This is a genomic window from Sphingomonas zeae (assembly GCF_014197135.1).
GTDB classification, from domain to species: domain Bacteria; phylum Pseudomonadota; class Alphaproteobacteria; order Sphingomonadales; family Sphingomonadaceae; genus Sphingomonas; species Sphingomonas zeae.
Map to the genome: position 1 here is coordinate 113,327 of NZ_JACIFA010000008.1, position 13,097 is coordinate 126,423.

At 66.4% G+C, this 13,097-nt stretch carries 15 protein-coding genes; 4 read left to right on the plus strand and 11 right to left on the minus strand.

The features are described 5' to 3' along the window. Positions 1–41 precede the first annotated feature (41 nt). Genes GGR45_RS13030 through GGR45_RS13045 form a run of 4 tightly spaced genes read left to right on the plus strand, consistent with a single transcriptional unit; the run spans position 42 to position 2,464 of the window. Positions 42–476, plus strand: a complete 435-nt coding sequence (locus GGR45_RS13030; RefSeq protein ID WP_175311187.1) for a metallopeptidase family protein — start codon at positions 42–44, stop codon at positions 474–476. After that, positions 473–1,063, plus strand: a complete 591-nt coding sequence (ccmA, locus tag GGR45_RS13035; protein ID WP_175311188.1) for a heme ABC exporter ATP-binding protein CcmA — start codon at positions 473–475, stop codon at positions 1,061–1,063. Before GGR45_RS13030 ends, ccmA begins: the two co-directional genes overlap by 4 nt. Further along, the gene (locus GGR45_RS13040; protein ID WP_175311189.1) at positions 1,060–1,698 is read left to right on the plus strand and encodes a heme exporter protein CcmB; all 639 of its coding nucleotides are present in this window, start codon (positions 1,060–1,062) and stop codon (positions 1,696–1,698) included. The genes ccmA and GGR45_RS13040 overlap by 4 nt, the downstream gene beginning before the upstream one ends. 4 nt (positions 1,699–1,702) lie before the next feature. Continuing rightward, on the plus strand, positions 1,703–2,464 hold the full coding sequence (locus GGR45_RS13045; RefSeq protein ID WP_175311190.1) for a methyltransferase: 762 nt from the start codon (positions 1,703–1,705) through the stop codon (positions 2,462–2,464). A 14-nt stretch (positions 2,465–2,478) separates the two neighbouring features. Here the strand turns inward: GGR45_RS13045 and GGR45_RS13050 are convergent, their stop codons facing one another. From GGR45_RS13050 to GGR45_RS13095, 11 genes are all read right to left on the minus strand, one after another. After that, positions 2,479–3,348, minus strand: a complete 870-nt coding sequence (locus GGR45_RS13050) for a class I SAM-dependent methyltransferase (RefSeq protein WP_175311191.1) — start codon at positions 3,346–3,348, stop codon at positions 2,479–2,481. Positions 3,349–3,357: 9 nt separating this feature from the next. After that, positions 3,358–4,746, minus strand: a complete 1,389-nt coding sequence (gene thrC / locus GGR45_RS13055) for a threonine synthase (RefSeq protein ID WP_175311192.1) — start codon at positions 4,744–4,746, stop codon at positions 3,358–3,360. A 13-nt stretch (positions 4,747–4,759) separates the two neighbouring features. Then, entirely contained in the window at positions 4,760–5,440 is a 681-nt protein-coding gene (locus GGR45_RS13060) for an SURF1 family cytochrome oxidase biogenesis protein (RefSeq protein WP_175311193.1), read from the minus strand. After that, on the minus strand, positions 5,437–5,871 hold the full coding sequence (locus tag GGR45_RS13065) for a DUF983 domain-containing protein (protein ID WP_415640808.1): 435 nt from the start codon (positions 5,869–5,871) through the stop codon (positions 5,437–5,439). The genes GGR45_RS13060 and GGR45_RS13065 overlap by 4 nt, the downstream gene beginning before the upstream one ends. Continuing rightward, positions 5,831–6,742 (minus strand): cytochrome c oxidase subunit 3, encoded by a 912-nt coding sequence (locus GGR45_RS13070; RefSeq protein ID WP_175311195.1) that lies wholly within the window; start codon positions 6,740–6,742, stop codon positions 5,831–5,833. Before GGR45_RS13070 ends, GGR45_RS13065 begins: the two co-directional genes overlap by 41 nt. Positions 6,743–6,778: 36 nt before the next feature. Further along, positions 6,779–7,318: a cytochrome c oxidase assembly protein gene (locus GGR45_RS13075; protein ID WP_175311196.1), complete on the minus strand. Its 540-nt coding sequence runs from the start codon at positions 7,316–7,318 to the stop codon at positions 6,779–6,781. Beyond that, a complete protein-coding gene (locus GGR45_RS19845; RefSeq protein WP_257575300.1) occupies positions 7,318–7,452 on the minus strand; it encodes a hypothetical protein in 135 nt (44 codons plus the stop codon). Before GGR45_RS19845 ends, GGR45_RS13075 begins: the two co-directional genes overlap by 1 nt. Beyond that, on the minus strand, positions 7,449–8,348 hold the full coding sequence (locus GGR45_RS13080; protein WP_175311197.1) for a heme o synthase: 900 nt from the start codon (positions 8,346–8,348) through the stop codon (positions 7,449–7,451). Before GGR45_RS13080 ends, GGR45_RS19845 begins: the two co-directional genes overlap by 4 nt. Positions 8,349–8,557: 209 nt before the next feature. Then, complete coding sequence (locus GGR45_RS13085) at positions 8,558–9,619, minus strand: NAD(P)-dependent alcohol dehydrogenase (RefSeq protein WP_175311198.1); 1,062 nt, start codon at positions 9,617–9,619, stop codon at positions 8,558–8,560. Between the two features lie 162 nt (positions 9,620–9,781). Then, a complete protein-coding gene (locus tag GGR45_RS13090) occupies positions 9,782–11,164 on the minus strand; it encodes a DUF1501 domain-containing protein (RefSeq protein ID WP_336621506.1) in 1,383 nt (460 codons plus the stop codon). 5 nt (positions 11,165–11,169) lie between these two features. After that, complete coding sequence (locus GGR45_RS13095) at positions 11,170–12,912, minus strand: DUF1800 domain-containing protein (protein ID WP_246358216.1); 1,743 nt, start codon at positions 12,910–12,912, stop codon at positions 11,170–11,172. Between the last annotated feature and the right edge of the window lie 185 nt (positions 12,913–13,097).

Consider the following 13,097-nt stretch of genomic DNA (forward strand, 5'->3'; position numbering starts at 1 on the left):
TCTCTTGTTCTTTTGGCCGGCACAGCGGTAAGACGGCGGCCATGAGCGGGCAAGTCGCGATCGGTGAAGCGCCTATGGGTGAAGCACCCGGGGCCGAGGCGATCGAACGGATCGCGCGGGAAGCGATCGCGCGCCTGCCCGCCGAATTCGCCGCGCATCTGGGCGATGTCGTCCTGATCGTCGAGGATTATGCCGATGACGAGACGCTGGCCGCGTTGGGCATCGATCATCCGCTCGACCTGACCGGCCTGTATCACGGGCGGCCGGTGGGTGAGAAAAGCTCGATGGATTCAGGGGGGCTGCCCGACCGCATCCATCTGTATCGCCGGGCGATCCTGGATGAATGGATCGAGACGGGGGTGCGGCTCGATGATCTGGTCGTGCATGTGACCATCCATGAGATCGGCCATCATTTTGGCCTGTCCGATGAGGATATGCACGCGCTGGAAGACGCCGTGGGCGAAGCCGCCCCGTGATCCTGGCGCTGTCCCAGCTCGCCTGCGCGCGGGGCGGGCGACTGCTCTTCACGCATTTGTCGCTGACCCTGGCCGCAGGCGAAGCGGCGGTCGTCACCGGCCCCAACGGCATCGGTAAGTCGAGCCTGTTGCGGCTGGCCGCCGGGTTGATCGCGCCGTTCGAGGGGGGAGTGACGCGTTCGGCACGCATGGCGCTGATGACCGAGGATCTTGCGCTCGACACCGAAAGGCGGCTGGGCGAGGCGCTTCTGTTCTGGGCGCGCCTCGATGGTCTAGCCGCGGCGGGCGAGCGGGTGGCGCGGGCGCTGGACACGGTGGGCCTGGCGAGACTGGCCGATGTGCCGGTGCGGCTGCTCTCGACCGGGCAGCGCCGCCGTGCCGGCCTGGCGCGGGTGCTGGCGGCAGAGGCTCCGCTGTGGCTGCTCGACGAGCCGGGTAACGGGCTGGACGGCGAGGGCATTGCGATGCTCGAACAGGCGATCGCGCGGCACCGCGAGATGGGCGGCGCGGTGCTGCTGACCACGCATCAGCCGCTGGCCGTTCCGGGGGCGGTGATCCTGCCGCTGGCCGAGCGGGTCCCGGTATGAAGGCAGCACTGACTCTGATCGCGCGCGACGTACGGCGCGGCTATGCCGGGGGCGGGGCGGGACTGGTCTGCGGCTTTTTCCTGCTGGCGGTGGTGCTGTTTCCCTTTGCCATCGGCCCCGACCGGGCGGTGCTGGCGCGGATCGGCGCGGGCGCGATCTGGGTCGCGGCGCTGCTGGCCGCGCTGTTGCCGGTCGAGCGGTTGGTCGCGCCCGATTGCGAGTCGGGCTGGTTCGATCAGATTTGCGTCCACGGCCTGTCGCTGCCGCTGGTCATGGCGTTGCGGATCGCGGGCCATTGGCTGGCCTTTGCGCCGCCGCTGATGCTGGCGGCGCTGGTGGCGGGCGCGCTGTTCGGGCTCGATGGCCTGGGCATGGCGCGGGTCGAGGCGGGGCTGTTGCTCGGCACGCCAGGGCTTGCGGCGCTGGCGGTGGCGACCGGCGCACTGACCGCGGGCCTGCGCACGGCGGGAGGGCTGGCCGGACTGCTGCTGCTCCCGCTCGCGCTGCCGCTGCTGATCTTCGGCGCGGGGAGCGGTGACATGGGCGCGCTCAAGCTGCTCGCGGCGGTATCGCTGATGCTGGTCGCAGGCGCGCCCTGGATCGCCGCGGCGGCGATCCGATCGGTGCGCGACTGACGCCATGATCGAAGACGGGGCCATTCCGGCGGCGCGGATCGCGCGCGCCTTTGACGCGGCGGCGGCCTATGACGCCCATGCCGTGATCCAGCGGCAGGTCGCCGACTGGCTGGCCGAGCGGATCATGACGGTCGCGTCGTCTGCCCCACGCGTGCTGGAAGTGGGATGCGGCACCGGCTTCCTGACCGGCGCGGTGCTGCCCCGACTGGCGGGCGCCGACTGGCTGATGACCGATATCGCGCCCGCCATGCTGGAGCGCGGACTGGCCAAGTATCCGGGCGTGCGCGGGAGGGTGATGGACGGCGAATATCCCGATCTGCCCGGCGAAGCGCCGTTCGACCTGATCGTCAGCAGCCTGGCGGTGCAGTGGTTCGCCGATCTGGAGGCGGGTTTGCGGCGGCTGGCGGACCTGCTCGCGCCGGGCGGGCGGATGTTGGTGACGACATTGGTCGAAGGGACCTTCGCGGCGTGGCATGAAGCGCACCGGGCGGAAGGGTACGCGGCGGGCAGCCCGGTCTATCCGCCGGTCGATTCGCTGAAGCGGATGGGCTGGCGGGTCGAAACGCGGCGGTTCGAGCAGCGCCACGAATCGGCGGCGGACTTCCTGCGCGCGCTGCGGGCGATCGGGGCGGGGACGCCGCGTGACGGTCATCGCCCGATTCCGCCGGGCGCGATGCGAAGGATCGCGCGGCGATTCGAGGCGGGAGGCGCGGTGGCGACCTATGAGGTCGCGTTGATCGAAATCCCCCGCCCCCGCTCAGGCTGAACGGGCGTTGGTCGTTACCGGCTCCACCGCGCCCAGATGGCGGTGGGCAGGGTGATGCCCCGCGCTTCCTCGCGCACGCCCAGTTCGCCGCATTCCACCTTGCCGGGCAGGTCGGCCATCACCTGGCGCATCATCTCGCCGATCGCCAGCGCCGACATGCGTACCGCATAGACCGTGAGGAACAGGAAGCGCGAATCGGCATCGAGCAGCTGGCGGCAATTGGCGATCAGGCCGGGCAGGTCTTCCTCCAGCCGCCACACCTCGCCCTCCGGCCCGCGACCATATTTGGGCGGATCGAGCAGGATGCCGTCATAGCGCCGCCCGCGCCGCACCTCGCGCGCGACGAACTTGGCGGCGTCGTCGATGATCCAGCGCACGGGCGCATCCCCCAGGCCCGACAGCATCGCGTTGCTCCGCGCCGCCTCGACCGATTTCTTGGAGGCGTCGACATGGACCATCTTCGCCCCCGCGCTTGCCATCGCCAGCGTGCCGACGCCGGTATAGCCGAACAGGTTCATGCACTCGGGCTCGGTCATCCCGTCGACCTGCTCGCGCATCCAGCTCCACACCGGTGCCATGTCGGGGAAGAAGCCCAGATGGCGGAAAGGCGTGTTCTGCGCGGTGAAGCGCACCTCGTTCCACTTGAGCGGCCAGCCGTCGCGCGGCACCGGCTCGTTGAAGTTCCAGCGGCCGCCGCCATCCTCGTCCGATCCGGGCAAGAACTCGGCCGCCGCGCGCCAGTCTTGCGTGGCGGGCGCCCACATTGCCTGCGGCTCGGGGCGGATGAAGCGGAACCGGCCATAGCGTTCCAGTTTGCGGCCATGGCCGGAGTCGACCAGCCCGTAATCCGCCCAAGGCTCGCCGATCATCGTTTCGAGTTTCATGGACGCGCGTTAGCGCAAACCATGCCCGTCGATAAAGGCCGTCACCGCCTCAAAGGTGGCGGGCAGGGTGGTGTAGCGTTCTTCGCGTTCGAACAGGTCGCCGACGCGGCGGGGCAGCGCGGGGCGGCTGCCCGTCGCGCGCTCGACCGCATCGGTGAACTTGGCCGGGTGCGCCGTGGCCAGCGTCACCACCGGCACGTCGAGCCCGCTTTTGCGGGCGGCGGACAGCGCGATGCCGCTATGCGGGTCGAGAATCTGCCCCGCTTCGTCCGCCGCCCAGCGCATCGCGCGGCTCATGTCATCGGCATCGACTCGCGCGCTGGTGAAGAGCGGGGCAATGGCCTGGCGCTGCGCATTGGTCAGCCGCATCGCGCCGGTGCCCTCAAAGCCCTTCATCTGCGCGGCCAGCGCTGCGCCGTCGCGGCCGTTCGCGTCGAACAACAGCCGCTCGAAGTTCGAGCTGACCTGGATGTCCATCGACGGCGTTGCGGTCGCCTGTACCTGTCCCTTGGAATAGTCGCCCGACGACAGTGCGCGGTGAAGGATGTCGTTGACGTTGGTCGCGACGATCAGCCGCTCGATGGGCAAGCCCATGCGCGCGGCGACATAGCCTGCGAACACGTCGCCGAAATTGCCCGTCGGCACCGAGAAGGCGATGCGCTGGCCCGGCGCGCCCAGCCGGACGGCGGCGTAGAAATAATAGACGATCTGCGCCATCAACCGCGCCCAGTTGATCGAGTTGACCGCCGACAGCGTATGGCGGTCGGCAAAGGCGCGGTCGTTGAACATCGCCTTCACCAAGGCCTGCGCGTCGTCGAAATTGCCCTCGATGGCGATGTTATGGACGTTGGGCGCGAGCACCGTGGTCATCTGGCGGCGCTGGATTTCGGTCACGCGGCCTGCCGGGTGCAGCATGAAGATGTCGATATTGGCGCGCCCGGCGACCGCGTCGATCGCCGCCGAGCCGGTGTCGCCGCTGGTCGCACCGACGATGGTGAGGCGAGTGTCGGTCCCGCGCAGGAACCGCTCGAACAACAGGCCCAGCATCTGGAGCGCGACGTCCTTGAACGCCAGTGTCGGGCCGTGGAACAGCTCCAGCAGCCACTGGTCATGGTCGAGCTGGACGAGCGGCGTGACGGCGGCGTGCGAGAAACGGCCATAGGCGGTGTCGCACAGCGCTTGCAATTCTTCGGCGCTCAGGCTGTCGCCGACGAACGGCGCCATGATTCGCGCGGCCGTCTGCGCATAGGACAGGCCCGCCAGCCCCTCGATCTCCTCGAAGGTCAGGGTCGGCCAGGTCTCGGGCACGTAAAGCCCGCCATCGCTGGCGAGACCGGCCAGGGTCGCGCCCCGGAAATCGAGGATAGGGGCGGAGCCACGGGTACTGAGATAGCGCATGATGCGCTGCCGCTTAACGGGGTGCGTTGCGCATCACAACCATTCGATTGCGTCGAGCGACCGCCAAAACATAGATAATTGCGGCAATGGCGGCGAACAGGAACCATTGCACCGCATAGGCCAGGTGGTTGTTGGGGACGCCGCTGATGTCCGGTTTGGGGTTGGCCTGAAGGCCGGGGGCAGGCGTGTCGGCGACCAGCAGCATCGCCTGCGGGCGGTTATCGAAGGCCGATTGGATCAGCGATCGGCTGTCGGGGGCGTGGGAGACATAGCCGGTCACCCGACCGCCCCGCCAATCGTTTTCGGCGCGGGGATCATGGGTGGTGCCCAGCTGGACCTGCAGCGCGCCTTTCTGAACTGGTTGGCCGCTCATCTGATTATCGAGGAAGGAGCGCAGCGTGGTGACGTCCGACGGCACCGAACAGGTCGCGATCAGCCGGAACCCCGCCGCCCCGGCCCCGGCGCGGCGGATGGTGATCGGCGGACGGCAATCCGCGACCGTGCGGCGGAAGAGCAGGCTGTCGTCGGGGAATAGCGGAAAGGCGATGACCGGCCGCGCCGGATTGGCGGCGAGCTGGGCGAGATAGGCCTCCTTTTGCGGCAACCGGTCGAGCAACTGCCACAGCCCCAGCGCGATCATTGCCGCAACCGCGAGCCCGACGATCAGCGTCGGCAGGATGGGCAGGCGCTTCACGCGTCGTCGTCGGGACGCACAACGGCGCCCTCGCGTGCCTCGTTGCGATATTCGGCGGCCATCAGCGCACCCTTGGCGATACGCAAGCTATAGACTACGCCAATCGCGGTCAGCGGCAGCCAGATCGCCATTTGCAGCCAGAGCGGCGGATGCAGCTTCAGCTCGACCATGATCGCCGCGATGGTGATGATGGTGCCCAGGATCAGCGTCAGGAACGCCGCCGGGCCATCCCCGACATTGAACCGGGTGAAGTCCAGCCCGCACGCGGCGCAACGGTCGGCAAAGGTCACGACCTGGGTCGAGAATAGCGGCCCGGCAAACAAATGGGGCTGGCCGCAACGCGGACACAGCCCCTGGAACGCGGCCTGCGCGATGGTGGGAGGTGTCGGCTCAGCCACTATGAACCGGCGCGCCCCAGCCACCCCAGACATAGATGGTGACGAACAGGAACAGCCACACCACGTCGACGAAATGCCAGTACCAGGCCGCCGCCTCGAACCCGAAATGCTGGCGAGGCGTGAAGTCGCCGCGATAGGCGCGGATCAGGCAGACGATCAGGAAGATGGTGCCGACGATGACGTGGAAGCCGTGGAACCCGGTCGCCATGAAGAAGGCGGCGCCATAATTGATCCCCTTAAAGGGGAAGGGCGCATGGATATATTCATAGGCCTGGATCGAGCTGAAGATCAGGCCCAGCACGACGGTCAGCCACAGGCCTTTCAGCACGCCGTCGCGGTCGCCGACGCCCAGCGCGCCCCACAAGCCCTTCTTCTCGCCACCGCGCTGGTTGTGGATCAGCGCATGGTGCGCCCAGGTGACGGTGGTGCCGCTGGTCAGCAGGATCAGCGTGTTGAGCAAGGGCAGCTTGAAGGCGTCGATCACCTCCAGCCCCTTGGGCGGCCAGGTCGCCGCGATGGCCGCGGCGCCCTCGGTCGCGCGTTCGACCTGTCCGTCGACAAAGCTCATCGCGGTCGGGAAGAGGGCAAAGTCGAAAAACGCCCAGAACCAGCCGACGAAGAACATCACTTCGGAGGCGATGAACAGGATCATGCCGTAGCGGAAATGAAGCTGAACGACCGGCGTGTGATCGCCATGATGCGCCTCGCGCACCACATCGGCCCACCAGCTGCCCATGCAGAACAACACCGCCGCGAGGCCTGCCAGAAACGCCCAGCCGCCGCCCGTCACGCTATGCATCCACATGATCGCGCCGGATGCCATCAGCAACGCCGACATCGAACTGGCCAGCGGCCAGGGGCTCGGCGGCAGGATGTGATAATCGTGGTTCTTCGCGCCAGCCATGATCCCGTCCCTATATTTTGCTATTTTGAGGACAGGCTAACCCGCTTTCTTCGCCGAATCCACCGGGTAAAATGTGTAGGACAGGGTGATGGTTTCGATGTCCTTGGCGTCGGGGTCGTTCAGAATCTTGGGATCGATGAAGAAGATGACCGGCATCCGCGCCGTCTCACCGGGTTTGAGCGTCTGCTGGGTGAAGCAGAAGCACTGGATCTTGGTGAAATAGCGCCCCGCCTGATCGGGGGTGACGTTGAAGGTCGCGGTGCCCGTGACCGGCACCTTGGCGTTGTTGGTCGCGGTGAAGAACACCATGTCACGCGCGCCGATATCGACGGTTTCGTGCGGGTTCTCCGGCTTGAAGGTCCAGGCGAGGCGCGAGGAGACATTGGCGTCGAAATTGACGGTGATCTGGCGATGGACGCTGCCCGGTGCCTGGGTGCCGCGCTGGGTCGTGCCCTGATAGCCCGTCACCTGGCAGAACATGCGGTAGAGCGGCACGCTGGCAAAGGCGAGGCCGGTCATGAACACCACGCCCAGAATCGCGAACACCACCGTCCGGGTCTGGCGCGTCAGCCGCATCAGTGCATCCCCGACCGGATCTTGGACAGGGTGATGAAGAAGATCAGCACCACCAGAAAGCCCAGCAGCAGCGCCATCGCGGTGGCGCGGGCGCGCTGCTTGGCGCGTATCCGATTCGAATCGTCAGGCGTCATGCCCAACGATCCACCACCAGCGCGCCAAAGAGAAGGAAAAGATAGAGAATCGAATATTTGAACAGCCGCTTTTCCGGCTTCATCGCGTCATCGGGCTGGGTATGGCGGAGGGCGACGATCGCGGCATAGGCAGCGAACAGCGCGGTCCCGGCCGTGGCGACGATGCCGTAGATCGATCCTGCCAGCCCCAGTGGCCAGGGCGCGACGGCGGCGATGGCCATCGGAATGGTGTAGAGCCCGATCTGCGCGCGCGTCACCCGCTCACCCGCGACCACGGGCAGCATCGGCACGCCCGCATTGGCGTAATCGGTCTTCACGAACAGCGCGAGTGCCCAGAAATGCGGCGGCGTCCACAGAAAGACCAGGCTGAACAGCAGGAAGGGAAGGAGCGCGATCTCGCCGGTCGCGGCCGCCCAGCCGATCAGCGGCGGAAACGCCCCCGCCGCGCCGCCGATGACGATATTCTGCGGCGTCCGGCGTTTCAGCCAGACGGTGTAGACAAGGACGTAGAACAGGATCGAGACGGTCAGGATCGCAGCGGCGACATAATTGACCGCCAGCCCCATCAGAATGACCGAGAAACAGGCGAGCCCGACGCCGAAATGCAGCGCCGATTCGCGGCTCATGCGTCCGGCGGGCAGCGGTCGCTTGGCGGTCCGGCGCATCAGCGCGTCCAGATCCGCCTCATACCATTGGTTAAGTGCCCCCGCCGCGCCCGCGCCCAGCGCGATGCACAGGATCGCGGTGAAGCCGATGACCGGATCGACCCCCACGGGCGCCGCCAGCATCCCGCACAGGCCGGTGAACACCACCAGCGTCATCACCCGCGGCTTGGTGAGCGCCAGGAAGTCGCGCCAGTCGGCGGGGACGAACACGGAGGAGGGAATGCTGGACATGGGAGTCCGGCATATAGGGCTTGGCGGGGAGGGGGGCAATCGAAGCGGTTGGTGTGGCGGTACATCCTCACCGCAGGCGCACCCCCTCCCGCAGGCGGGAGGGGCCGGGGGGGAGGGCAAGGAGTCTCACCGAGACCAACGCTTGTGGCTTTCCCTCCCCCATCCCCTCCCGCCTGCGGAAGGGGCGTGCCAAGATCAAAGTGCGGGGCTCACCCCCTCAGCGTCGCCATGTCGATGACGAAGCGATACTTCACATCGCTCTTCTGCATCCGGTCATAGGCGGTGTTGATCTCGTCCATCGTGATCATCTCGATATCGGCGGTCAGGCCGTGGCTATGGCAGAAGTCCAGCATCTCCTGCGTCTCGGCGATGCCGCCGATCAGCGAGCCCGCCAGCGCGCGGCGGCGGAACACGAGATTGCCGACCGACGGCGACGGATGCGGCGAATCGGGCACGCCGACCAAGGTCATCGTCCCGTCGCGCTTCAGCAGCATCAGGAACGCGTCGAGATTATGCGGCGCCGCCACCGTGTTCAGGATGAAGTCGAAGCTGCCCAGATGTTCCGCCATCTGGGCGTCATCCTTCGACACGATCAGGCTCTTGGCGCCCAGTCGCTTGGCATCCTCCGCCTTGTTCGGCGATGTCGAGAAGACATGGACCTCGGCCCCCATCGCGGCAGCGATTTTCACGCCCATGTGACCCAAGCCGCCCAGGCCGACGATGCCGACCTTCTGGCCCGGCCCGACCTTCCAGTGGCGAAGCGGCGAATAGGTGGTGATCCCGGCGCAGAGCAGCGGCGCGACCGCGGCCAGATCGCCTTCGTCATGGTTGATCTTGAGGACGAAGCCTTGCTTGACCACGATATGGTCCGAATAGCCGCCCAAGGTGTGACCGCCCATGACGGGGTCGGGGCCGTTATAGGTGCCGACAAAGCCGGTCGTCTCGCAATATTGCTCTTCGCCGTCATGGCAGGATGGGCAGTGGCCGCAGCTGTCGACCATGCAGCCGACGCCGACCAGATCGCCGACCTTGTACTTGGTCACGTCGCCGCCCACGGCGGTCACGCGGCCGACGATCTCATGGCCCGGAACGCACGGATAGAGCGTGCCCGCCCACTCGCTGCGCGCGGTGTGCAGGTCGGAGTGGCAGACGCCGCAATAGAGGATGTCGATCGCGACATCATCGGCTTTCGGGTCGCGGCGTTCGAAGGAAAAAGGCGCGAGCGGGGTCTCGGCCGACTGGGCGGCATAACCCTTGGCGGGAGTGGGCATGGGAGCTCCTCTGGAAATCTGTAACGCGAACGAACGGACGCGGCCGCCCATATGGGGGCCGCGCTGTTCGGTGCCAGAGAAGCGCATCCGTAAGTTTTCCGATCGGTACTGATCGGAGAATTGTCTCAAATCAAAATGTTATATTGTCACTAAAGGCCCGAATTACCCCATGAACCCCTGATTCCAGGTCGAGGCATCGTAATTACCGATATTGGGCAGCACGGTGCGCAGACCGCCCGAGTCGATGCCGAACCAGCTGGCCAGCGTTGCGGCATATTGGTCGACCGACATGGTGGGGATCAGGCGGCCTTGGCCGACATCGTCGCTGGTGTTGTTGCCGACGACCGGCGCCTTGCCATAGAAACGCTGCCCGCGTACCGCGCCGCCGACAACGAAATGCATGCCGCCCCAACCATGGTCGGAGCCGTCGTCATTGGACTGGAGCGTGCGGCCGAAGTCGGAGGCCGTGAAGCTGGTCACCTGATTGGCCACGCCCATCGCGTTGGTCGTGTCGTAAAAGGCCTTCATCGCGGCCGATACCTTGGATAGCAGCCCCGGATGCTGCGCGACCAGATTGTCGTGCAGGTCGAACCCGCCCATCGACACGAAGAAGACCTGGCGCTTCAGGCCCAATGTCTGGCTGATGGAGATCATCCGCGCGACCATCTTCAGCTGGTCGGCCAGCGTGTTGTTCGTGGGGAAAAGCGGGAAATTGGCCGCCGGAGCCCCCGCCAGCGCGCTGCTAAGCTGCGCCTGGACGTCGAAGGCGCGCTTGGAGATGCGGGCATGTTCGCTCGCCATCGCAAAGCTCGACTCGGTGGTCATCAGGCTGCGCAGCGTGTCGAGCGCCGAGGATGAGCCGTAGAGCGTCCTGCTGCTGTTGAGCAGCGCGACCGGCCCGCCGGTGCCCACCGCATATTGGATCGCGGTCCGACCGCTCAGATACACCGCATTGCCGCTGGTGTTGATGCAGGTCAGCGCGGCGGTGCCGTTGCCGCTCTGGAACACGTCGCCAATCCGGCCGCCCCAGCCGCTGTTCGCACCTTCCGGGCTCGACGCCTGGAAGAAGCTCTGCTGGTCGTTGTGGCTGAACAGCTTGGGCGGCAGCTTGACCTTGTTGCCCGTATATTGCGCCTTGGTCGTCGGCTCGACCAGCGTGCCGACGTTCAACGCCACCGCCATCTTGCCCGCCGCGAACAGCTGGCTCATTTCCGGCATCGATGGCGACAGGGCGTAAAGACGCCCACCGGGCAGCGCGACCGTGGGGTTCAATACGCTGCCCGCCAGCACATCGCGCTGATAGCCGATATTGGCACGCGCGGCGCGATAGGCGGCAAAGCTGGTCTCGTCATACGGGACCAGCGTGTTGGCATAGTCGTTGCCGCCGTACAGGAACACGCAGACCAGCGCCTTGTAATCGGACGCGGTGGCGGCCGCCGCCTCGCCGATCGCGGCCAGGCTGGAGACGAAAGGCGTGGCGGTCCCGGCCAGGCCGAGCAACGCACTGCGCTTGAGGAAAGCGCGCCGTGATTGGTCTTGCATCATGCTCATCACCGCAGGTTCAGATATTCGGGGGAGGCCATGGTCAGCAGGATCGCGATGCCGACCCGGTTGATCGGCCCGTTGGTCGCGGTGGCCGACACGCTGTCGACGGCACCCCGGATCGCGGTCACCGTCGCGGCGGACAATTGCCCGGCGGCCAGCACCAGGTTGATCTCGTCGACCAGCGCCTTGCTGTCGGCGGCGAGCGTCAGGATCGCGGTGTAATCGGCCTTAACATCGCCGGTGCCGTTGGCGATCAGCCCGTACATATAGTTCACATAGGCCACGACGCTTTGTTCGTTGGTGATCTGGAACTCGGGCGCGACCAGGCCGCTGCTGGCCAGGCTGGTGCCTGCGGGCGTGTAGCCGGGGCGGTAGAAGTTGAAGACCGAGGGGCTGTGCCCCTTGGCCTGGCCCAGTCGGGTGGTCGGGTTCGAGGTATCGCCAATGCCCCAGGCATTGGAAGGCGAATTGACCCCGAAGGCGCGCGCCCAGCCGGTCAGGCGCAGCACCGGCTCGCGCAGCTTGCCCGTCGTCGCAGCGGTCGGCAGGTTACGCGCCTCGCTGTCGAGCAGGATCGCGCGGATCACCGCCTTCATGTCGCCGCGCACGCCCTGACCATTGTCGACGAACTTGCTCGCGACCCGGTTGATATAGCCGGGCGAGGGGTTGCTGGTGACCAGCCGCTGGATCAGCTGTTTCGAGATGAAGGGCGGCACATTGGGGTGCGCGAAGATCGTGTCGAGCGCGCTCTTGACCGCCGCCATGCCGCCGCCGGTGACGGTGGTGCCCAGGAAGCTAGACGCGCCGGTTTCGTTGATCCCTGCGTTGATGACCATCGGCATCCGGTAGCGCGCGGGCGTCGAGGTGTCGGCGGTTGCGGGCGACAGGCCGGTAAAGACCCGCGCCAGTCCTGACACATCGGCCTGGACATAGGTTTCCATCGGCTGGCCGCCATTCATCTTCAGCGAGCCATCCATGTTCATCTGGTACAGGCCGAGGGTGAACAGCTGCATCAACTCGCGCGCATAATTCTCGTCGGGCTGCGCGCCGGTCGTCGGATTGGCCTTCTTGTTGTACATGAAGGTCAGGAACGACCCCATCGCGAAATTGGTGGTGATCGCGCCCAATATGTCGCGGTAGTTGCCGAAGGCATTGTCGAGCAGGATGTCGACATAGGCCGCCATGCTGAACGCGCGCCACTGGTCCGATACGCCGTCGATGCCGACGACCAGGATGTCGAGCAGCGCCATGCCGACCCGCTGGCGCAGCTGGTCGGGCTCGACGATCATCTGCCGCCAGAGTGTGGGATCCAGGCCGGACAGGTAATTGCGGTTGGTCGCCGCGTCATATCCATTGGCAACCAGCCAGTCCCAATGGGTGGTGGCACGCGGCAACGCCATCTGGTCGGTCAACCAGCCGTCATAGCCGCGCGAGACGACCGCATCGATCGTGCTGCGCGTCGCGCCCATGGTCGCCTGCGCCAGGAACCGGCTGGCCTCGGTGGGGGTGGGGGCCGCGTTGACGACGACCACGGGGGTGGTGGCGGCCGCCGGTGTCGCGGAGGTGCTGCCGCTCGCGCTTGCCGTGCTGCCGCCCCCGCCGTCACCACAGGCCGCCAGGGCCAGCAGCGGCAGCAATGCCCCGCCCGTCCCCATTGCCGAACCGGCCGATCGCGTCGCGACGACAGGCGTACCCGCTCCATCGTCGGCAGCCGCCGTCACCGGCTCCGCCAGAATGTCCCGCCCCATCATTGGATTCCACCCGCTAACCGCCACCTGTCGGGCGATGGAGGCCAGCATGTGTCCAAGGTGGCTAACGAAGTATGAAAGGTTCCCTCGGTTCGTCGTGACCAGATAACAATCTGGCCGAAATGGCCCTATCGTAACGCTATTGCAATGAAAAAGACCCCGAAATTTTCATTTCGAGGCCTTTT

What these genes read in the sequence shown, in the direction of transcription:
- GGR45_RS13030 (WP_175311187.1), top strand. Translation starts at nt 42, where the DNA reads ATGAGCGGGCAAGTCGCGATCGGTGAAGCGCCTATGGGTGAAGCACCC.
- GGR45_RS13040 (WP_175311189.1), top strand. Translation starts at nt 1,060, where the DNA reads ATGAAGGCAGCACTGACTCTGATCGCGCGCGACGTACGGCGCGGCTAT.
- GGR45_RS13045 (WP_175311190.1), top strand. Translation starts at nt 1,703, where the DNA reads ATGATCGAAGACGGGGCCATTCCGGCGGCGCGGATCGCGCGCGCCTTT.
- GGR45_RS13050 (WP_175311191.1), bottom strand. Translation starts at nt 3,348, where the DNA reads ATGAAACTCGAAACGATGATCGGCGAGCCTTGGGCGGATTACGGGCTG.
- thrC (WP_175311192.1), bottom strand. Translation starts at nt 4,746, where the DNA reads ATGCGCTATCTCAGTACCCGTGGCTCCGCCCCTATCCTCGATTTCCGG.
- GGR45_RS13065 (WP_415640808.1), bottom strand. Translation starts at nt 5,871, where the DNA reads ATGTCTGGGGTGGCTGGGGCGCGCCGGTTCATAGTGGCTGAGCCGACA.
- GGR45_RS13070 (WP_175311195.1), bottom strand. Translation starts at nt 6,742, where the DNA reads ATGGCTGGCGCGAAGAACCACGATTATCACATCCTGCCGCCGAGCCCC.
- GGR45_RS13075 (WP_175311196.1), bottom strand. Translation starts at nt 7,318, where the DNA reads ATGCGGCTGACGCGCCAGACCCGGACGGTGGTGTTCGCGATTCTGGGC.
- GGR45_RS19845 (WP_257575300.1), bottom strand. Translation starts at nt 7,452, where the DNA reads ATGACGCCTGACGATTCGAATCGGATACGCGCCAAGCAGCGCGCCCGC.
- GGR45_RS13080 (WP_175311197.1), bottom strand. Translation starts at nt 8,348, where the DNA reads ATGTCCAGCATTCCCTCCTCCGTGTTCGTCCCCGCCGACTGGCGCGAC.
- GGR45_RS13085 (WP_175311198.1), bottom strand. Translation starts at nt 9,619, where the DNA reads ATGCCCACTCCCGCCAAGGGTTATGCCGCCCAGTCGGCCGAGACCCCG.
- GGR45_RS13090 (WP_336621506.1), bottom strand. Translation starts at nt 11,164, where the DNA reads ATGATGCAAGACCAATCACGGCGCGCTTTCCTCAAGCGCAGTGCGTTG.
- GGR45_RS13095 (WP_246358216.1), bottom strand. Translation starts at nt 12,912, where the DNA reads ATGGGGCGGGACATTCTGGCGGAGCCGGTGACGGCGGCTGCCGACGAT.